The sequence below is a fragment of the Amycolatopsis thermoflava N1165 genome (assembly GCF_000473265.1).
GTDB lineage: Bacteria > Actinomycetota > Actinomycetes > Mycobacteriales > Pseudonocardiaceae > Amycolatopsis_E > Amycolatopsis_E thermoflava.
In genome coordinates this window covers 1,330,648-1,348,905 of sequence record NZ_KI421511.1, presented here as the reverse complement: position 1 = coordinate 1,348,905, position 18,258 = coordinate 1,330,648, and the positions used below count along the sequence as shown (strand labels likewise).

The 18,258-nt window shown below is 73.5% G+C and carries 23 protein-coding genes; 18 read left to right on the top strand and 5 right to left on the bottom strand.

Annotated features, from left to right (window positions below):
* On the top strand, positions 1-975 hold the full coding sequence (locus tag AMYTH_RS0106710; protein ID WP_027929646.1) for a DUF5914 domain-containing protein: 975 nt from the start codon (positions 1-3) through the stop codon (positions 973-975).
* Positions 976-1,065: 90 nt separating this feature from the next.
* Here the strand turns inward: AMYTH_RS0106710 and AMYTH_RS50825 are convergent, their stop codons facing one another.
* Together AMYTH_RS50825 and AMYTH_RS0106700 are read right to left on the bottom strand one after the other, a co-directional pair.
* Positions 1,066-1,191 carry a hypothetical protein gene (locus AMYTH_RS50825; RefSeq protein WP_267283882.1) on the bottom strand — a complete coding sequence of 42 codons (126 nt, stop codon included), beginning with the start codon at positions 1,189-1,191 and terminating at the stop codon, positions 1,066-1,068.
* Positions 1,192-1,550: 359 nt separating this feature from the next.
* Positions 1,551-2,462: a LysR family transcriptional regulator gene (locus AMYTH_RS0106700; RefSeq protein ID WP_027929645.1), complete on the bottom strand. Its 912-nt coding sequence runs from the start codon at positions 2,460-2,462 to the stop codon at positions 1,551-1,553.
* Between the two features lie 71 nt (positions 2,463-2,533).
* On the opposite strand from AMYTH_RS0106700, the gene AMYTH_RS0106695 reads away from it, so the two are divergent.
* The 3 genes from AMYTH_RS0106695 to AMYTH_RS49455 all read left to right on the top strand — a co-directional run bounded on the left by AMYTH_RS0106695 (position 2,534) and on the right by AMYTH_RS49455 (position 4,551).
* Positions 2,534-3,385, top strand: a complete 852-nt coding sequence (locus AMYTH_RS0106695) for an SDR family NAD(P)-dependent oxidoreductase (protein WP_027929644.1) — start codon at positions 2,534-2,536, stop codon at positions 3,383-3,385.
* A 126-nt stretch (positions 3,386-3,511) separates the two neighbouring features.
* A complete protein-coding gene (locus AMYTH_RS49460; protein ID WP_051362580.1) occupies positions 3,512-4,012 on the top strand; it encodes a hypothetical protein in 501 nt (166 codons plus the stop codon).
* Between the two features lie 11 nt (positions 4,013-4,023).
* A complete protein-coding gene (locus AMYTH_RS49455; RefSeq protein ID WP_051362579.1) occupies positions 4,024-4,551 on the top strand; it encodes a DUF4241 domain-containing protein in 528 nt (175 codons plus the stop codon).
* On the opposite strand, the gene AMYTH_RS0106680 is transcribed toward AMYTH_RS49455, so the two are convergent.
* Positions 4,545-6,617 carry an N-acetylmuramoyl-L-alanine amidase gene (locus tag AMYTH_RS0106680; RefSeq protein ID WP_027929642.1) on the bottom strand — a complete coding sequence of 691 codons (2,073 nt, stop codon included), beginning with the start codon at positions 6,615-6,617 and terminating at the stop codon, positions 4,545-4,547. The two genes, AMYTH_RS49455 and AMYTH_RS0106680, sit on opposite strands and share 7 nt — an antisense overlap.
* A gap of 421 nt (positions 6,618-7,038) precedes the next feature.
* On the opposite strand from AMYTH_RS0106680, the gene AMYTH_RS0106675 reads away from it, so the two are divergent.
* The 13 genes from AMYTH_RS0106675 to AMYTH_RS0106610 all read left to right on the top strand — a co-directional run bounded on the left by AMYTH_RS0106675 (position 7,039) and on the right by AMYTH_RS0106610 (position 15,986).
* On the top strand, positions 7,039-7,341 hold the full coding sequence (locus AMYTH_RS0106675) for a DUF1540 domain-containing protein (protein ID WP_020419862.1): 303 nt from the start codon (positions 7,039-7,041) through the stop codon (positions 7,339-7,341).
* Between the two features lie 145 nt (positions 7,342-7,486).
* Positions 7,487-7,861: a YciI family protein gene (locus AMYTH_RS0106670; protein WP_027929641.1), complete on the top strand. Its 375-nt coding sequence runs from the start codon at positions 7,487-7,489 to the stop codon at positions 7,859-7,861.
* Positions 7,851-9,074 (top strand): RNA polymerase sigma factor, encoded by a 1,224-nt coding sequence (locus tag AMYTH_RS0106665; RefSeq protein ID WP_027929640.1) that lies wholly within the window; start codon positions 7,851-7,853, stop codon positions 9,072-9,074. The genes AMYTH_RS0106670 and AMYTH_RS0106665 overlap by 11 nt, the downstream gene beginning before the upstream one ends.
* A gap of 47 nt (positions 9,075-9,121) precedes the next feature.
* The gene (locus AMYTH_RS0106660; protein WP_027929639.1) at positions 9,122-9,520 is read left to right on the top strand and encodes a nuclear transport factor 2 family protein; all 399 of its coding nucleotides are present in this window, start codon (positions 9,122-9,124) and stop codon (positions 9,518-9,520) included.
* 344 nt (positions 9,521-9,864) lie between these two features.
* Positions 9,865-10,323, top strand: a complete 459-nt coding sequence (locus AMYTH_RS0106650; protein WP_027929637.1) for a DUF4383 domain-containing protein — start codon at positions 9,865-9,867, stop codon at positions 10,321-10,323.
* Between the two features lie 39 nt (positions 10,324-10,362).
* Positions 10,363-11,340: a pirin family protein gene (locus tag AMYTH_RS0106645; protein ID WP_027929636.1), complete on the top strand. Its 978-nt coding sequence runs from the start codon at positions 10,363-10,365 to the stop codon at positions 11,338-11,340.
* 91 nt (positions 11,341-11,431) lie between these two features.
* The gene (locus AMYTH_RS0106640) at positions 11,432-11,872 is read left to right on the top strand and encodes an ATP-binding protein (protein WP_037323465.1); all 441 of its coding nucleotides are present in this window, start codon (positions 11,432-11,434) and stop codon (positions 11,870-11,872) included.
* A 38-nt stretch (positions 11,873-11,910) separates the two neighbouring features.
* On the top strand, positions 11,911-12,243 hold the full coding sequence (locus AMYTH_RS0106635; protein WP_027929634.1) for an ArsR/SmtB family transcription factor: 333 nt from the start codon (positions 11,911-11,913) through the stop codon (positions 12,241-12,243).
* Positions 12,244-12,310: 67 nt separating this feature from the next.
* On the top strand, positions 12,311-13,159 hold the full coding sequence (locus tag AMYTH_RS0106630; RefSeq protein WP_027929633.1) for a TIGR03620 family F420-dependent LLM class oxidoreductase: 849 nt from the start codon (positions 12,311-12,313) through the stop codon (positions 13,157-13,159).
* Positions 13,160-13,242: 83 nt separating this feature from the next.
* Positions 13,243-14,202 (top strand): hypothetical protein, encoded by a 960-nt coding sequence (locus AMYTH_RS0106625; protein ID WP_027929632.1) that lies wholly within the window; start codon positions 13,243-13,245, stop codon positions 14,200-14,202.
* Complete coding sequence (locus AMYTH_RS0106620; protein WP_027929631.1) at positions 14,199-14,693, top strand: ABA4-like family protein; 495 nt, start codon at positions 14,199-14,201, stop codon at positions 14,691-14,693. The genes AMYTH_RS0106625 and AMYTH_RS0106620 overlap by 4 nt, the downstream gene beginning before the upstream one ends.
* Positions 14,633-15,388, top strand: a complete 756-nt coding sequence (locus tag AMYTH_RS0106615) for a hypothetical protein (RefSeq protein ID WP_027929630.1) — start codon at positions 14,633-14,635, stop codon at positions 15,386-15,388. Before AMYTH_RS0106620 ends, AMYTH_RS0106615 begins: the two co-directional genes overlap by 61 nt.
* Positions 15,389-15,398: 10 nt before the next feature.
* Positions 15,399-15,986, top strand: coding sequence for a GrpB family protein (locus AMYTH_RS0106610; protein WP_027929629.1), 588 nt, complete (start codon positions 15,399-15,401; stop codon positions 15,984-15,986).
* Positions 15,987-16,034: 48 nt separating this feature from the next.
* Here AMYTH_RS0106610 and AMYTH_RS0106605 read toward each other — a convergent pair whose 3' ends face one another.
* Entirely contained in the window at positions 16,035-16,370 is a 336-nt protein-coding gene (locus AMYTH_RS0106605) for a VOC family protein (protein ID WP_027929628.1), read from the bottom strand.
* A 65-nt stretch (positions 16,371-16,435) separates the two neighbouring features.
* On the opposite strand from AMYTH_RS0106605, the gene AMYTH_RS0106600 reads away from it, so the two are divergent.
* Positions 16,436-17,266, top strand: coding sequence for a GNAT family N-acetyltransferase (locus AMYTH_RS0106600; protein ID WP_037322349.1), 831 nt, complete (start codon positions 16,436-16,438; stop codon positions 17,264-17,266).
* Between the two features lie 8 nt (positions 17,267-17,274).
* On the opposite strand, the gene AMYTH_RS0106595 is transcribed toward AMYTH_RS0106600, so the two are convergent.
* A complete protein-coding gene (locus AMYTH_RS0106595) occupies positions 17,275-18,177 on the bottom strand; it encodes an IS5 family transposase (RefSeq protein ID WP_027929626.1) in 903 nt (300 codons plus the stop codon).
* Between the last annotated feature and the right edge of the window lie 81 nt (positions 18,178-18,258).

The following is an 18,258-nucleotide window of genomic DNA, read 5'->3' as shown; positions in this document are numbered from 1 at the left end:
ATGTCACCGCGCTGGCCCCGGAACTGGCCGCTGCAACCGATCCCGCGCACGCCGTGGGCGCGTCAGGAGCCCACGTACCGGGACGCGAAGCCGTCGCTGATCGAGGCGGCGCTGAAGCGGGCCGAGGCGCGGCCGTCGGGGAACTGGTACGTGTTCGCGGCGAGCCGGGACGTGCGCGGCGACCGGCCCTACGGGTTCTCCGTGGCCGGGACCGAGCTGGTCGCGTGGCGGGACCGGGCCGGGAAGCTGCTGGTCGGGCCCGGGGCGTGCCCGCACCTGGGCGCGCCGATGGCGCTGGGCTCCGTCGACGACGGCGGCCTGCGCTGCCGGTGGCACGGCTTGCGGCTGGACGAGCGGTCGTGCCGTCCGGCGTTCGACGACGGGGTGCTGGCGTGGGTGCGGCTGGACCACGCCGGCGGCGAGGAGCCGTTGCCCGCGCCGGTCGTTCCCGCTCGTCCTGATGGTGGGGTGGACTCGGTGGCGCGCCTGGAGGGCGTGTGCGAGCCGCGGGACGTGATCGCCAACCGGCTCGACCCGTGGCACGGCTCGTGGTTCCACCCGTACTCGTTCACGCGCCTGAAGGTGCTGTCCGCGCCGGCCGAGGTCGACGTGGCCGAGGCGGACGACCGGTTCCTGGTCTCGGTGACCTTCCGCGTCACCCCGACGCTCGGCGTGCCGGTCCAGGCGGAGTTCACCTGCCCCGGGCCGCGGACGATCGTCATGCGCATCACCGACGGCGAGGGCGTCGGCAGTGTGGTCGAAACGCACGCCACACCGCTGGGCCCGGGCCGCGACGGCCGCCCCCGCACCGCGGTGATCGAGGCCGTGGTGGCGGCGTCGTCCCGGCCCGGCTTCCGCCTCGCGCGCACCGCCGCGCCCGCGCTGCGCCCACTGATGCGCCACGCGGCGGCCCGCTTGTGGAAGGACGACCTCGCCTACGCCGAGCGGCGCTACCAGCTACGCAGCGAGGGCTAACCCTCGCCCGACACCCGGGCGCGACCCCGGCGCAGGTGGCCTTGGCAACTGCCCCCTGCTCGAGCAACCTGGCGTGCGCCGCACGCACGATCACGACCGCGCCTCCCCCGCCGCCACCCGCCCGGCTGCCTCCGGCTGCGGCCCCGGCATCCGCGCCACCTGCGGGCGGCATTCGGACGGTCCCCCGTGCACCACCATCGCCCGCACCACCCCCATTTCGCCGCTTCCGGCAGCGACCGCAGCAGCCAAACCACCTACCCCTCACCGCAATCACGACCCCGCCGCCACCCAACCAGCTGCCGCCGGCAGCCGCCCAGCGGCCCGGCCCACCAGGCGGCAGTCGGACGGTCCGCCGTGGTCCACCGCCCCAACCCCCACCTCGCCGCCTCCGGCAGCGACCGCAGCAGCCAAACCACCTACCCCCCAACCGCAATCACGACCCCACCGCCACCCAACCACCCGCCGACAGCCGCCCCAGCAGCCCGGCCCACCTGCGGGCGGCAGTCGGACGGTCCGCCGTGGTCCACCGCCCCAACCTCCACCTCGCCGCCTCCGGCAAAAGCCAACCCCCGCAATCAAGCCCCCGCCTCCACCGCCGCCACCCGCAGGGCCTCCGCCACCCGCCCGGCTGCCTCCGGCTGCGGCCCCGGCATCCGGGCCAGCTGCAGGCGGCGCTGTTCCGACGGTCCGCCGCGCACCGGCAGCACCCGCACGCCCGCCGGCGCCACCGGGGCGAGTGAGGCGGGCGCCGTCGTGATGCCGCATCCCGCCGCGACCAGCTGCAGCTTCGCCAGCCAGTCGCGCGCGGTGTGGGCGATTTCGGGGCGCTCGTCCAGCCCCGGCCAGACCCCCATCACCCGATCGTCGCCCGTGCCCGCGATCCATCGCTGCCCGTGCAGGTCCGCGATGTCCACGAACTCCCCGCGCGCCAGCGGGTGCGCCGCGGGCACGGCGACGCACAGGCCGCGCTCGACGAGCGTCCGCACCACCAGCGCCGGGGTTTCGCTGTCCGGCGGGCGGAACGGCGGCGCGGCCGCGATCACCGCGAGGTCCAGCGTCCCGGCGCGCAGCGCCCGCACCAGCGCCGGTGTGCTGCCCTCCCTGGTCACCACGCTGATCGCCGGGTGCGTCTCCCGCAACGCGGCCAGCGCCCGCGGCACCAGTCCGGCCCCGGCGCTGGCGAACCACCCCAGCCGCACCACGGCGTGCTCGTCCGGCAGTCCGGCCAGCTCGCGTGCGGTGGCGTCGATCTGGTCGATGACGCTCGCCGCGCGGCGCACCACCACCCGCCCGGCCGGGGTGAGCCGCACGCCGTCGTGGCGGCGCTCCAGCAGCGGCGCCCCCGCGGCGCGTTCGAGTGCCGCGATCTGCCGGGACACCGCGGACTGGGTGTAGCCGAGCGCGGTCGCCGCGGCGGTGAGCGTCCCCCGCTCGGCCACCTCGCGGAAGACCCGCAGCGCGGTGAGCGAAGCATCGGTGAAGGCCATGACGAACAGGAATACCCGTAGTGAGTTTCTTTCGCTACCCGGATGGTCGCGGCGAGCCTAGCGTCGGGCCCATGAGCAGAGTCGCGGTAGTCACCGGAGCCACCCAGGGGCTCGGCCTCGCACTGGCCGAAGGCCTCGCCCAGCGTCTGTCCACAGCGGACACCGTGTACCTGACCGGTCGCGACGCCGACCGGGGCCGGCAGGCCGTGGACGCCATGCCGGCCGGCGGCGCACACGTCCGCGGCGAGATCTTCGATGTGGGCGAGCCGGATTCCGCCGCCCGCTTCGCCGGCCTGGTGCGGGAACGCCACGGCGGGGTCGACATCGTGTTCGGCAACGCCGTCATGCGCGTCGGGCCCGACGACGACCCGCGCGCGATCATCCGCCCCTACACCGAGGTGAACAACTTCGGCACGACGCGGCTGCTGCGGGCGTTCGCGCCGCTGGTGCGCGACCACGGCAGCCTCATCGTGGTCGCCAGTTCGCTGGGCACGCTGCACCACCTCGCCCCGGTGCTGCACCGCCGTTTCGACGGCCTGACCACGCTCGACGAGGTGGACGAGCAGGTCGCCGCGTGGCGGGACGCGGTCGAGGACGGCAGCGCCCGAGCCGGCGCGTGGCCGGGTTTCGTGAACATCCCGTCCAAGATCGCGCAGGTCGCGGCCGTGCGTGCCCTCGCCACACAACGCCGGGACACCGATCTCGCACGGGGGATCCTGCTGGCCGCGGTGTGCCCGGGGATGATCAACACCCCGACCTCCGCGCTGTGGTGGGACGTGCGCGACGCCCCGTCGCCCGCCCAGGCCGCGACGGCCCTGCTGGACCTCGTGCTGGAACCGGTGAAGCCCGAGCACTACGGCGAACTCGTGCGGTTCGGGCAGGTGGTGCCGTTCAAGCCGGAAAGTGTCGGTGGGCATCCCTAGAGTGCCCCGCATGAACGAGCACGTGCCGCTGGGCGGCTGACCACGGCCACGGCCCGGGACCGCGACGGGCGTGGCGAGCAGTACGCCGTCGCGTTCGCCGCGCCGGACGCGCAATGGCCGCAGGCGATGCTCGAAATCGCCTGGGCCCACCACTTCGCGCGGTTCTGGCGCTTCGACCAGACCAGCAGGCGGGACCGCGAGATCGAGTTCCGCCTCCTGCCTGACCGGCGGTTGTCCTGCCTGCGCTCCACCGCCTGGCACTACGCCGACCCGGACCAGGCCGAGTTCGACGACCGGCACGTCCACCACAGCACGTCCTCCTTCCGCCCGGACGGCACGGTCCGCACCACCACCCGCATCCCCGGCGGCAGCACGAGCGAGACCATCGAGCGGAAACCGGCCGACGGCCTGCACATACCCGCTCCCCCGTTCGGCGAGTGGGCGGACTTCCTCGGCCGGCCGGGACACGCGAGCACCACGGCCCGGACGAACCGGCCGACCCGCCGTGGCGTCCCGCGGTCCCGCCCCGGCCGCGCCACGCGGACCTGCTCTTCCGGCCAGGACGCTGGTCGCTGCCGGACCGGGAGGTCGAGACCGAAGTACGCCGCGCCGGCACCGTCCGGCTGACCAGCGGCCGGGTGGTCGCCGCGGACCCGGGGTGGCTGGACGGCCGGGTCGAACCGTGCACCGCCACCGTCGCGCCGGGCGAGTACCCCGTGGACCTGGCGGTGGTGCGGTTCGCCGGCGATCCCGGCCACGAGCGCGTGGCCGCGGCCCGGCCGGCCGTCTCCGCGGAGCCCGTCGTGTCGTCGGAACCGGCGCTCGAACCGGGGCAGGATCCGCTGCTGCTCGGGGACGGGCGGTTCTACGGGTTCAGTGTGGACGCCGGCCTGGGGTGCTTCGTCGACGCCGACGCCCTTGGCGCGATGGAGGGCATCCTCCGGGAGTCGGTCAAGGACACCTTCGCCGGGCTCAGCGGCGGCTCGGCGGCGCAGGTGGCCGATCCGGCGTCGGGCGCCACGCTCGTCGGGTTCCCCAGCGGCTGGGGCGACGGCTCGTACCCGACCTGGATCGGCCGCACCGCCGGGGGCGCGATCGCCTGCTTCGTCGCGGACTTCCTCGTCCTGCGCGACGCGGAACCGGCCCCGGCGGCCGCCGTTCAGTAGCGGTAGGCGGTCGCCTTGCCGGTGGCGAAGGAGAACACGATGTAGCCGCCCTGGAAGTCGCTCCGCCGTCCGCCCGCGACGCCGTACTCGTCGCTCGTCGGGTAGCCCAGCCAGGACGTCTCCCAGCCCAGCGAGGCCCAGTGCGAGCGGATCACGCCGTAGATCGCGTGCGCGCCGGTGCCGGGCGACCAGTAGACGGATCCGCCGCCGCTGCCGTTGAAGTGGTTGTACCGCCCCACTCCGTCGGGGGTCACCAGCTCGTTCGTCGTCGGGTAGCCGAGCGGGCCCGCTTCCCAGCCGAGCGCGCTCCACCGCGCCCGGATGGCGCCGTAGATCGCGCGGGCGCCGGTCCCCGGCGTCCAGTAGATCGAGCCGCCGCCGCTGCCGTTGAAGTGGTTGTACCGGCCCACTCCGTCCGGCGTGGCCCGCTCGTCGGTCGTCGGGTAGGCCAGCGGGCTGGTTTCCCACCCCAGCGCCGACCAGGTGTCGCGGATCGCGCCCTGGACCGCCTGCGCGCCGGTGTCCGCCGTCCAGTAGACCGACGAGTTCCCGGTGAAGTGGTTGTAGCGGCCCACGCCGTCGGGCGTCACCTTCTGGTCCGTGCGCGGATATCCGAGCCCGGTCTCCCAGCCGCGCGCGGCCCACTTGTCGCGGATCGGCCCGTGGATGCCGTGGGCGCCGGTGTCCGGGGTGAAGTAGATCGAGGCGTTCTCGCTGAAATGGTTGTACCGGCCCACCCCGTCGGGCGTGCCGCGCTCGTCCGTCGTCGGGTAGCCGAACAGCGACGGCCCGCCCAGCGCGGTGAACGTGCCGTGGATCGCGCCGCGCACCCAGTACGCACCCAGGTCCGAGCGCCACGCGATCGTCGAACCGCCGGCGCCGAAGGTCGTCGCCCGGCCGCCGCCCGGCCAGTCCGCCTCGACCGCGTACACCGGGCCCGCCGCGGCCGTGCCGACCGCGACCCACTTCTGGTGCACCGGGCTGGACCGCCAGTCCCCGGCCAGCTCCGTGGCGCGCGTGCGCAGCGCGGGCAGCTGGGCGTATCCGGCGTCGCCGGGGCACTCGGTGGCGCCGACGTCCCGGTGCCCGAACACGGTGGGCAGCGTCACCTCGGTGCCTGCCGGGTACTTGGACGTGCCGCCGCCCCGGCTGACCAGCGTCGTCGACCCGGACGGGTCGGTGTAGCCGTTGCCCAGCTTCCACGCGGTCAGGCGCGCCACCGCGTCCAGCGTCGCCTCGGTCGGTGCGACCGTGGTGTACGTGCCGAGCATCGAGATACCGAAGGTGGAGGTGTTGAACCCGCCCGCGTGCGCGCCGATCGTGGGCAGGTTCAGCCCGCCCGCGCGGCCCTCGAACACGGTGCCGCACTTGTCCACCAGGGCGTTGTAGCCGATGTCGCCCCAGCCGTTGGTGACCGCGTGGTAGTAGTAGATGCCGCGCACCAGCTCCGCCGACTGGTCGCAGGTGTAGTCGTTGCTGTTGTCGGTGTGGTGCAGCGTCACCGCCTTGACGGTGGGCGCGTACTCCGGGGTCCAGGTCATCAGCGATTCGTCGGCGCCCCACTGCGCCCTGGTCACGACGGCCGGCATCGACGGCACGCCCGTGGCCTGCGCGACCATCGCGTCCGCCGGGGACGTCCCCGGGTCGACCAGCACGGCGGACAGCTCGGCGGTCACCGGGGCGCCGCCGCGTTCGGCGCGCACCTGCAGCCGGTCCGCCGGACCGGTCCAGATCGGCTCGGTGGTGGACGGCGCCGGTGCGCCGTCACGGCCGGAGTCCTGCCGGTCGACCGCGCGCCAGTCGCTCCACCCGCCCGCCGCGGACCGCCACCGCACCGACACCGTGTCCGGCGCCGCGCCCCGCCAGGTGAGCCCGGCCAGCGAAAACTCCTCCTGCGCAGGCACTTCCCGCGCGCCCGGCGCCACCTCGGGCGCGTTCGCGAGCGCGACCGTCGACGCCTCCGGCGCGACCGGCCGGGCCGCGGGCTGCGCGGCGGCAGGCGCGGACAGCACGGCGACAGCCGCTGTCAGCACGCACAACAGGGATCCCCAGTGACGAGGGCGCACGCGAACTCCTTGGTGCAGGCCATCAACACAAACGCGAGGAGCCTACGCGACGAAACGGATCACCGGGACACAAAGATCGACGAATCTTTCACACCGGATCGCGCTGATCACGGTTGGGAAATCTCCGGCGTTTGTCCATAGTGGACCATTCCAGCCGGCCCGGGCGTCCCGCTCGCGACTCCCCCGCCCTGACCGGGCTGCAGCCTGCCTGGGGACGCGGTGAGTGGTATGAACAATCACCCGAAGGGGCGGGAATCATTTCCGGGCTCCCGTTCCCGCAATTTCCCTACCCGCGCCCACCTGCGGAAACCGTCGCGTCCAGGCTAGCCTCACCTAATTCCGCCGAATTGCCGCGCGCACCGCCCGGTGGCATCGTCCTGGGTACCGAACGATATCCCACCACCTGTCGTGAGGAGCGGTAATGACCACCAGCACCGAGATGCCCGCCGTGGCCGAGTGCACCGTCACCGGGTGCTCGTACAACCACGACGGATGCCACGCCTACGCGATCACCGTCAGCGGCGAGAACGGCTCGGCGGACTGCGGCACCTTCGTGCCGCTCAACACCAAGGGCGGCCTGGACCGGGTCGTCGCGCAGGTCGGCGCGTGCTCGCGCGCGGACTGCACCTACAACTCCTCGCTCGAGTGCACGGCCTCGGGTGTCCGGGTGGGGCCCGGTTCCGGCGGTCACGCCGCGAACTGCCTGACCTACACCCCGCGCTGATCGCCCGGGGCGACGAGGGCACGGCCGCACGACGCGGCCGTGCCCTCGTGCATTTTCGGCGCGGCAGGGCGAGAATCTCCCGGCGGGCTGTCGAGTCGCGGGCATCCCGTTCGTCATCCGGGAATGAGGACGACCGGGAGGACCGATGCGCTACCTGCTGATGATCTACAACTGCGAACGGCCGGAACCGTCGGATCCGGGGTTCGCGGAGGCTCTGGCCAGGGTGAACGCCTTCGCCGACGAGTTGCGGCGGCGAGCGGTCCTGGTCGCGGGCGATCCGGTGCAGGACGTGCACACCGCCACCACGGTCGCCGTGCGGGACGGGCGGACGCTCATCACCGACGGGCCGTTCGTGGAGACCCACGAACACCTCGGCGGGTACTACGTGCTGGACTGCCGCGACCTCGACGAGGCGCTGGAGCTCGCCGCGCTGTGCCCGCTGGCCGAGACCGGCACCATCGAGGTCCGGCCGCTGGCGCACGTGCCCGGCGTCGACCACAGCCCCGCCGGTGCCGTCTGACGTCGTCGGGCGCGTCTACCGGGAGCATCGCGCCCGGATGCTCGCCGCGCTCGTGCGGGTGCTCGGCGACTTCGAGCTGGCCGAGGACGCGCTGCAGGACGCGTGCGCGCTCGCGTTGCGCGCCTGGCGGGACACGATCCCCGACGATCCGGTCGCGTGGCTGCTCACCGCCGCCCGCAACCGCGCCGTCGACCGGCTGCGGCGCGACCAGGTGGGCCGGGAGAAGGAAGACCGGGCCGGCTCGGGGCGGCCGGCGGTGAGCGAGCTGGGCGAAGACCGGCTGCTCGCCGTCGGCGACGAGCGGCTGAGCCTGATCTTCACCTGCTGCCACCCGGCGCTCGCCCCCGAGGCCAGGGTGGCGCTCACGTTGCAGGCGGTCGCCGGGCTGACCGCGGCGCAGATCGCGCGGATGTTCCTGGTGCCGGAGGCGACGATGGCGCAGCGGCTGGTGCGGGTGAAGCGGAAGATCCGCGACGCCGGGATCAGGTTCGCCGTGCCCGCCGACCACCTGCTGCCGGAGCGGCTGTCCGGGGTGCTGTCGGTGGTGTACCTGATCTTCACGCAGGGCTACACGGCGGGGCAGGCAGGCACGTTGCGGGCCGAGGCCATCCGGCTCGCCAAACTGGTCGCGGCCCTGATGCCGGACGAGCCGGAAGCGCTGGGACTGGTGGCGCTGCTCCTGCTGCACGACTCGCGGGCGGCCGCGCGCCACTCCCCCGCCGGCGAGGTGGTGCTGCTGGCCGACCAGGACCGCGGGCGCTGGGACCGGGCCGCGATCGCCGAGGGGGTCGGGGTGCTGGACCGCGCGCTGCGGCTCGGGGCGCCCGGCCCGTACCAGCTGCAGGCGGCGATCGCGGCGCTGCACGCGCAGGCGCCGTCCGCCGAGGACACCGACTGGCCGCGGATCGCCGCGTTGTACGCGGAGCTGCTGCGGATCGCGCCGTCGCCGGTGGTGGCGCTCAACCACGCGGTGGCCGTCGCGATGACCGACGGTCCCGCCGCCGGGCTGGCGCTGCTGGACCGGATCGAGGGGCTCGACCACTACCACCTGCACCACGCCGCGCGAGCGGACCTGCTGCGGCGGCTCGACCGCCCCGCGGAGGCCGCCGCGGCGTACCGGCTGGCGTACGACCTGGCGGCGAACCCGGCCGACCGGGCGTTCCTGGCCGCGCGGCTGACCGAGCTCGGCACGCTTCGATCCACAGAGGACTGACGCCGCCTGGATTGTCCCGCCGGGGAGGCGCCGCTACTCTCGCGGCCATGCATCCGTTCCGGGAAGCCGTGGAAGCACGCGACGAGACCCGCATGGCGGCCCTGCTCGCCGACGATGTCGTGTTCACCAGTCCGGTGGCCTTCAAGCCGTACCACGGCAAGACCGTCACCGCCGCGATCCTGCGCGCCGTGATGCGGGTGTTCGAGGACTTCCGCTACGTGCGGGAGATCGCCGGCGGGCGTGACCACGCGCTCGTCTTCGAGGCGACGGTCGACGGCAAGCAGCTCACCGGCTGCGACTTCCTGCACCTCGACGAGCAGGGCCGGATCGACGACTTCATGGTGATGGTGCGGCCGCTGTCGGCGGCCACCGCGCTGGCCGCCCGGATGGGCGAGGAGTTCGAGCGGATCAACGCGGAGGTCGCCGCCGAGCTCGGCGCCGGGTGAGCCCACCGGGGTGATGCGGGTGGGCGGTGGGACCGCCCGTACCGCCCCCTGCGAGGTTCAGACCAAGTGCGGCAGCGTCAGCCGAGCCGGCGGGTCGTGATGTGCACGCCGTCGACGGGGCGACCACCGGCGGTCGCGGCCGCGGCGAGGCAGGACCCGCTACTCGTAGGGCGCGCCGTCGCTGGGCCGGATCACCTCCTCGGCCGGCGGCTCTTCGGCCGCCGCGCGCAGTTGCGTTTCTACCCGCTGGACAGCCTCGCGATCCACCGCGGCGGACCGGGCTGAGCCTGGTTGAACCGAGCCCAGCCGGGAAGCCCGCGTGGGAAACCCGATCGGAAGGCACCATGTCGCACACCCCCACCGCCGCCGGCACCGCCCGCACCGTCACCCAGACCGTCGCCGCGGTCGTCGCCGTCGTGTTCCTGCTCGCCGGGATCGCCGGGTTCATCCCGGGCCTGACCACGCACTACGACCAGCTCACCCTCGCCGGCCACCACTCGGGCGCGATGCTGCTCGGCGTGTTCGCCGTGTCGGTGCTGCACAACCTGGTGCACCTCGCGTTCGGCGTCGCGGGCCTGGCACTCGCCCGCACCGGGCGGGGCGCCCGCGCCTTCCTCGTCGGCGGCGGCGGCGTGTACCTGGTCCTGTGGCTGTACGGCCTGCTCGTCGACCACGGCTCGGGCGCCAACTTCGTGCCGGTCAACGACGCCGACAACTGGCTGCACCTCGGACTGGGGATCGGGATGATCGTGCTCGGGCTGCTCCCGCTGTCGGCGGGCCGCCCCCGCGCCGACACCCGCTGAGCCCCGGCCCGCGCCGCCGGCGGGTGGCAGGATGAACCCATGAGCAACGTCGAGGCGGACCCCGCCGAACTGGTGTGCGGCGACCTGCCCGCGCCCGCGCGCAGCGTGACCGTGCTGACGCCCCGGGACGTCCCGCTGGGCGGACCGCGCGCGATGCGGGTGCGCCGCACCCTGCCGCAGCGGCAGCGATCCCTCATCGGCGCGTGGTGCTTCGCCGACCACTACGGCCCGGAGGACGTCGCGGCCACCGACGGGATGGACGTCGCCCCGCACCCGCACACCGGGCTGCAGACCGCGAGCTGGCTGTTCACCGGCGAGGTCGAGCACCGGGACAGCCTCGGCACGCACGCCTTCGTCCGCCCCGGCGAGCTGAACCTGATGACCGGCGGGCACGGCATCGCGCATTCGGAGGTGTCCACACCGGACACCACCACGTTGCACGGTGTCCAGCTGTGGATCGCGCTGCCGGACGAGCACCGGCACACCGCGCGCGACTTCCGGCACTACGCGCCCCCAGTCGTCGAGGTGCCGGGCGCGACCGTCCGCGTCTTCCTGGGCAGCCTCGCCGGCAGCACCTCGCCGGTGCCGACCTTCACGCCCCTGCTCGGCGCCGAGCTGACCGTGGCGCCCGGCGCGCGCCTGGAACTGGACGTGGACCCCGCCTTCGAGCACGGCGTGCTGCAGGACACCGGCGGCGTGACCGTCGCGGGCACGAAGCTGACCAGCGGCGACCTCGCCTACCTCGCGCCCGGCGCGGCCGGCCTGGAACTGGTCAACGACGGCACCGGCCCGGCGCGGGTCCTCCTGCTCGGTGGCACGCCGTTCACCGAGGAGATCGTGATGTGGTGGAACTTCGTGGGCCGCACCCACGACGAGATCGCCGCCTACCGCGAGGCCTGGCAGGCCGGGTCCGACCAGTTCGGCCGCGTCGAGGGCTACCAGGGCGCGGTGTCCTGGCTGCCCGCGCCCGAGTTGCCGCACGCGCGCATCAAGCCGCGCCGGAACCCGACGGCGTAGCGCCGCTGCGGGTTTTCGGCGTGCCGCCGCAGGGTAGACAGCACCAGCCGCCTTGAGCACACAGGGCGGAGAGGGGTGGCGGCACGTGGACATGACGGATCCGGACCGCGCCGCGCTGGTGCTCGACTTCGAGCCCGACGCCGTGCCCCCGCTGGTCGCGGTGCGGCGCTGGGCGGCGTCGGCGCTGGCGGACCTGGGCGAAGACCACCTGACAGCGGTGCTCCTGGCCGCGACTGAGCTGGTCACCAACGCCTACGACCACGGCGGCGGTCCACGGCGGCTGCGGCTGCACCGGGACGAGGACCCCTGCCGGATCCACCTCGAGGTCGACGACGACTCCGCGCTGAAGCCGGTGCTGACGGACAGCACCCCGGGGGACCGGCGCGGGCGCGGCCTGCGCATCGTGAACGCGGTCGCCCACGACTGGGGCAGCAGGCACTCCCCGGACGGCGGGAAGACCGTGTGGGCGACCATCAACTGCGCCGTCTACGGCTGGGACCCCTGCCCCACCCCGCCGTCGCCCGAGGTGTGAGCAGCCCCGCTCGCGCCCGCCCGGATAACCTGGGTGCCATGACGGAAGCCGCGGTCACCCCGGACCCCGAGGTCGTCCGCGCGCTGCGGGCGCTGTCGAACCCGGTGCGCCTGCAGCTGCTGACCTGGCTGCGCGAGCCCGAGCGGCACTTCCCCGTCGACCAGGCGATCGCCGATCCGGCCGAGGTCGGCGTGTGCGTGAGCCACATCCAGGCCAAGGCCGGGCTGGCGCAGTCGACGGTGTCGGCGTACCTGGCCGAGCTGCAGCGCGCCGGCCTCGTGCGCGCCACCCGGGTCGGCAAGTGGACCCACTACAAGCGCGACGAGCAGCGCATCGCCGAGCTGGTCGCGGTGCTCGGCGAGACCCTGTAGCGCTCCCCTGCTCCCCCGTGCCGGAGCCCACACCCGATCATATCGAGAATCTGCGATACTTCGATCCATGGATGATCTGGGCACATTCGGCATCTACACCTTCGACTTCGAACACCAGCCCGCCGGACTGATGCGCGAGTCGGTGCGGGAACTGGAAGAGCAGGGCTGGCGCGCGGTCTGGTTCCCCGAGGTGGGCGGGCGCGAGGCCTTCACGCAGGCTGCCGTCCTGCTCGCGGCCACCGAGCGGCTGCGGGTCGTCAACGGCATCGCGCAGATCTGGTCGCACCCGGCCCACTCCGCGCGCGGCGCGGCCGCTCTGCTGGCCGACGCCTACCCCGGCCGGCACGTCCTCGGCCTCGGGTTCGGCGGCGAACCGCACCCCGGCGTCAAGCCCCTCACGGCCATGCGCGAGTACCTCGACGAGCTCGACGCGCGGAAGCCCGCGGCGCCGATCCGCCGCATCCTGGCCGCCTACGGCCCGAAGATGCTCGAACTCGCCCGGGACCGCACCGCGGGCGCGCAGACCTACCACGTCAACGTCGAGCACACCGCGCGTGCCCGTGAGACCCTCGGCCCGGACGCGTTCCTGGCCGTCGAGCACGCCGTGCTGTTCGAGACGGATCCCGCGATCGCCCGCGCCGTCGCGCGGGAACACCTGCACACCTACCTGACCACGCCGTACAACATCGCGAAGTTCCGTCGCCTCGGCTACACCGAGGACGACCTCGCCCGCGGCGGCAGCGACCGGATCGTCGACGACCTCGTGTTCTGGGGCGACCTGGAGACCGTCACGGGCAAGCTGCACCGGCACGTCGAGGCCGGCGCGGACCACGTCGCCGTGCAGGTCATCGGCATCGAACCGGGCGCGACCGCGCGGCCGTTCTGGCGCGAACTCGGCGAGGCGCTCCTCCGTTAGCGCGATTCCTGTGGACTCCCTCAGGATGGATAGCGTAGCTTCCCGTAGTGGATAGTAGAGCTATCCGACTGGGAGGAGACACGATGACAACCCTGCTCGGCCGGGTCTCGGCCTGGCACCGCCCGATGACGTGGACCGCCGGGATCATGGCCGGCATGACCGTCGTGTCGCTGGGCGGCCTCGCCCTCGACGACCGGGTCCTGCTCGGCGCGCCGATCTGGCTCAAGCCGCTCAAGTTCGCCGTCTCGATCGCCCTGTACTGCCTGACGTGGGCGTGGATGCTCACGCTCCTGCGGCGCGGGCAGCGGCTGGCCGCGCGCGTGTCGACGGCGATCGCCGTGATCGTGCTGGTCGAGTACGCGATCATCGTGCTGCAGGTGGTCCGCGGCCGGGCGAGCCACTTCAGCGCAGCCACCGCGTTCGACGCCACGCTGTTCACGGTCATGGGCATCTCGATCGCGGCGCTGTGGACGGGCACTCTCGTGCTCACGATCCTGTTGCTGCGCACCGAGATCACCGATGCGGCCGCGCGCTGGGCCATCCGGCTCGGCGCGGTCGTGTCGCTGGCCGGGCTCGGCCTCGGCGGGTTGATGATCGGCCCCACGGACGAGCAGGTGCGTTCGATGCGGGACGGCACGTTCGAAGGTCTCGTCGGCGCGCACAGCGTGGGCGTCGCCGACGGCGGGCCGGGCATGCCGCTCACCGGCTGGAGCACGACCGGCGGCGACCTGCGGATCCCGCACTTCGTCGGCATGCACGCGCTGCAGGTGCTGCCGCTGTTCGCGCTCCTGCTGGCCGTGCTGGCCCGCCGGGTGACGCGCCTGCGGTCCGGGGTCGTGCGGGCGCGGCTGGTGGCGGTGGCCGGGTTCGGCTACGCGGGCCTGGTCGCGCTCGTGACGTGGCAGGCCCTGCGGGGGCAGCCGCTGATCCACCCCGACGCCCGGACCCTGGCCGCGCTCGCCGGGATCGTGGTCGCCGTCGCGGCAGGCGCGGCCTGGTCGCTGGCCGCCGGTTCCCGTCGTCCGGAAGTGAGCGTGGCATGAGCACGACGACCCTGTTCCAGATCACGTTCTACCTGGCCGCGCCGTTCTGGGCGCTGATGATCCTCGCGCCGGGGTGGTCGTTGACGCGTCGGATCATCGCGTCTCCGTGGATCGTCCTCCCGCCGCTGGTGGTCTACACCGTGTTCGCGGTCGGCGATTTCGGCACGCTGTGGTCGGTGGTGAGCAGGCCGGACCTGGAGACGCTGCGGGCGTTCCTGGGCACGCCGGAAGGCGCGGCGGCGATCTGGGCGCACCTGATCGCCTTCGACCTGTTCGTCGGCCGGTGGATGTACTCCGACGCGCGGGAGCGCGGGGTGCACCACGCGTTCGTGGCGCCGATCCTGGTGCTGACGATCCTGTTGTCGCCCTTCGGGTTGCTGAGCTACCTGGTGGTTCGCGCGGTCGCCGCCCGGCGTGCCACGATCGGCTCGTGGCACGTGTCGTCGCCGTCGACTGGTCCGGGCGAGCCGGCCCCGCACAGCGGCGGGTGATCTGGGTCGCCGAGGTGGCTGGCGGTGAGCTGGTACGGCTGGAGAACGGGCGCAGCCGCGAGGAGGTCGTCGACTGGCTGATCGGGACCGCGACGCCCGATCTCGTGGTGGGGTTGGACTTCGCGTTCTCGCTGCCCGCCTGGTACCTGCGGGAACGCGGGCTGACCGCGCGCGGGTTGTGGGCCGCCCTCGCGGAGGAGTCGCTGACGCCCCTGATGCGGGAGCGCGGCCTGGCGCGGTGGCTGGCCGCACCGGAGCCGCCGTTCTGGACCGCCGGCAAGGCGGGACTGCTGCCGTCGCAGGAGTTCCGGCGCACCGAGCAAGCCGCGCGCGCCGCCGGGTTCCCGGCGAAGTCGGTGTTCCAGCTCGTCGGCGCGGGGCAGGTGGGTCGCGGGTCGCTGCACGGGATGCGGGCGCTGCACCGGCTGGCGGGCGCCGGGTTCCGGGTCTGGCCGTTCGACCCGCCGCGGCCGCCGTTCGTGGCCGAGGTGTACCCGCGGATGTTCACCGGCGGCGTCACCAAGAGCGACCCGGCGGCCCGCGCCCGCGCCGTCGCCGGGCTTCCCCCGGCGTTCCGGGAGATCGCAGCGTCCACAGAGGACGCGTTCGACGCGGCGATGACGGCGCTCGGCATGGCGGCGGGCCGTCCGGGCGGCGCCGGGGACGAGCTGGAAGGCGGCATCTGGGGCTGCTAGCTTCGCGGGAGTGGCCACCTTCGCGGAGATCACCCGGCACCACGACCCCGACCCGGACGAGAACCCGTGGGTGCACGGCCCGCCCGCGCCGGCCCCCGTGCGGATCGTGCCGTACGACCCGGACTGGCCGCGCCGCTACCGGGACCTGGCGGCGGGGATCCGCACGGCGCTGGGCCCGGCGGCGCTGGACCTGGAGCACGTCGGCTCGACCTCCGTGGCCGGCCTCGCCGCGAAGGACGTCATCGACATCGACCTGACCGTCGCCGACCCGCGGGCGGAGCACACGTACGTGCCACCGCTGGAGCGGCTGGGGTACGTGCTGACGATCCGGGAGCCGTCCTTCCACGAGCACCGGTGCCTGACACTGGCCGAGCCGCGGGTGAACCTGCACGTGTACGGGCCGGACTGCCCGGAGGCCATCCGGCACCGCCTCTTCCGCGACTGGCTGCGCACGCACCCGGACGACCGCGAGCGCTACCAGAAGGCGAAGCTGGCCGCGGTCCCCGGCGGCGGCACCGTGATGGACTACAACGCCCGCAAGCAGCAGACGATCCGCGACGTCTACGACCGGATGTTCCGCGCGGCCGGCATGCTCTAGGCGCGGGCCGTCCGCGGGAGCGGACAAGTGAGCCGGAGCAACCGCATTTCACCCGACCGGCGCGCCGCCGAAGCCGATCTCGTTGCCGTCCGCGTCGCGGTAGGTGATCTTGCGGACGCCGTTGTCGTAGGTCTCCCGCTGGGCCGGTTCCAGGCCCCGGTCGGCGATTCCGGCGACCACCGCGTCCAGGTCGTCCACGAAGATCGTGTGCTGGGCGTGGCCCGCGCGCGCGGGGCGGTGCTCGATGTACACGTACCGGTGCTCCGCCAGCTCCCACACCGCCTCGACGTCGTTCGGCTCGAAGGCGATGGGGCCGAACAACCGCTCATACCACTCGCGGGCGGCCGGGTAGTCGCTGACCGGGATGCCGGCGAAGAGATCCATCGGCCCAGCGTAAAACCGGGTGCGCGCCGCCGGCGCGGTGGTGTCTGATCGACGGTGTGGGGACCATGCTGGACGAGGCCGTGCGCGCGCTGCGGACCTGGCAGCACGACGCGGCGCCGGTGCAGCTGCATCCGGGCGACCTCGGCTGGTTCTGGCGCTTCGGCGCGGACGCGACAGCGGAGGCGGTCCGGACGTGGAGCCGGGACGGGCGGATCGTCGCGGTGGGGCTGCTGGACGAGCCCGGCCTGCTGCGCCTCACGGTCGCGCCGGACCTCCGCCAGGACGGGGAACTCGCGCGTCGGCTGGCCGACGACCTGACCCGACCCGAGCGCGGCGTCCTGCCCGCGGGCGAAGTGTTCCTGGAAACGCCGCCGGGCGCGCTGGTCCGGGACCTGCTGCGCCGCGACGGCTGGCACGACGGCGACGCCTGGACACCGCTGGTCCGCGACCTCGCCGAGCCGGTCGGCGACCCGGGCCTGCGGATCGAGGTGACCGGGCCGGAGCGGGCCCACGTGCGCGCCGCCGTGCAACGGGCCGCCTTCGACGGATCGGCGTTCACCACTGAGCAATGGCGCGACATGGCGTCCGCGCCGCCGTACGCCGACGCGCGGTGCCTCGTCGGCCACGACCAGGACACCCCGGTGGCGGCGGTGACCGTGTGGTCCGCCGGTCCCGGCAGGCCCGGCCTGCTGGAACCGATGGGCGTGCACCGGGACCACCGCGGCCGCGGTCACGGCAGAGCCATCACCCTCGCCGCGGCGGCCGCGTTGCGCGAACTCGGCTCTTCGTGTGCGTTCGTTTGCACCCCGAGCACCAACACCGCCGCCGTCGCCGCCTACCGCTCCGCCGGATTCCGGCCGCTCCCCGAGCGCCTCGACCTGCGCCGGGCCGCCTAGAGCCTGTTTCAATGGCGTAGCCACTCGTTGATCGCCGCGATGTGCACGGTCGCCTCGTAGCGAACCGCGAGTTTGTCGAACCGTGTGGCGACGCCTCGGTTGCGTTTGAGGCGGTTGATGCCGCACTCGACCGCGTGCCGTTGCTTGTAGATCTCTGGGTCGAATGCCGGTGACCGCCCACCGGCCCGGCCGCGGTTGCGGCGATGCCGGACCTGATCAGAGGGCTGGGGAATCGTGCACGCGATCCCGCGCCGCCGCAGATAGGCCCGGTTGGCGCGGGAACTGTAGGCCTTGTCCGCCAGGACACGATCCGGCCGGGTCCGGGCTCGCCCACCACCAATCCGGGCGACCCGGACCCTGGCCAGCACCGCCTCAAACTGCGGTGAATCACCACGTTGACCGGCGGTCACCAGCAACGACAACGGTTTCTGGCCTTGCTCGGTGGCCAGGTGCAGCTTGGTCGTCCAGCCTCCCCGCGACCGGCCCAGCGCGTGGTCGGCCGGTTCGGGCCCGCCGATACCGCCTGGCGGTTCCTTTTGCAGGTCGCCGTCGATGCGGGCGCCTGCGGCGTGCTGGTGCGCCCGGTTGATCGTGGAATCCACGCTCACCTCCCAGGTGATCAGCCCGGCGGCGTCGGCCCGGGTCTGCAACGCCGCCACGATCAGCGCCCACACACCAGCGCGCTGCCAGCGCCGGAACAAGCCATAGACGGTTTGCCAGCAGCCATACACAGGTGGGACGTCACGCCACGGCGAACCGACACGAACCCGCCAGCGGATGCCGTCCAGAAGTTGACGTTTACTCCACAGTGGCGGGCGGCCGGGCTTCTTGCCGACGGGCAGCAGCGGTTCCAGGATCGCCCACTGCGCGTCGGTCAGATCGGCTCGCCCCGTCGCCGCTAGGCTGGGCACGAGGTCTCCGGTGTTCTTGATCAGCTTGGTCGTTGATCGGTCTACCGGAGACCTCGACTATTTGATCCAAGACACGCCGCA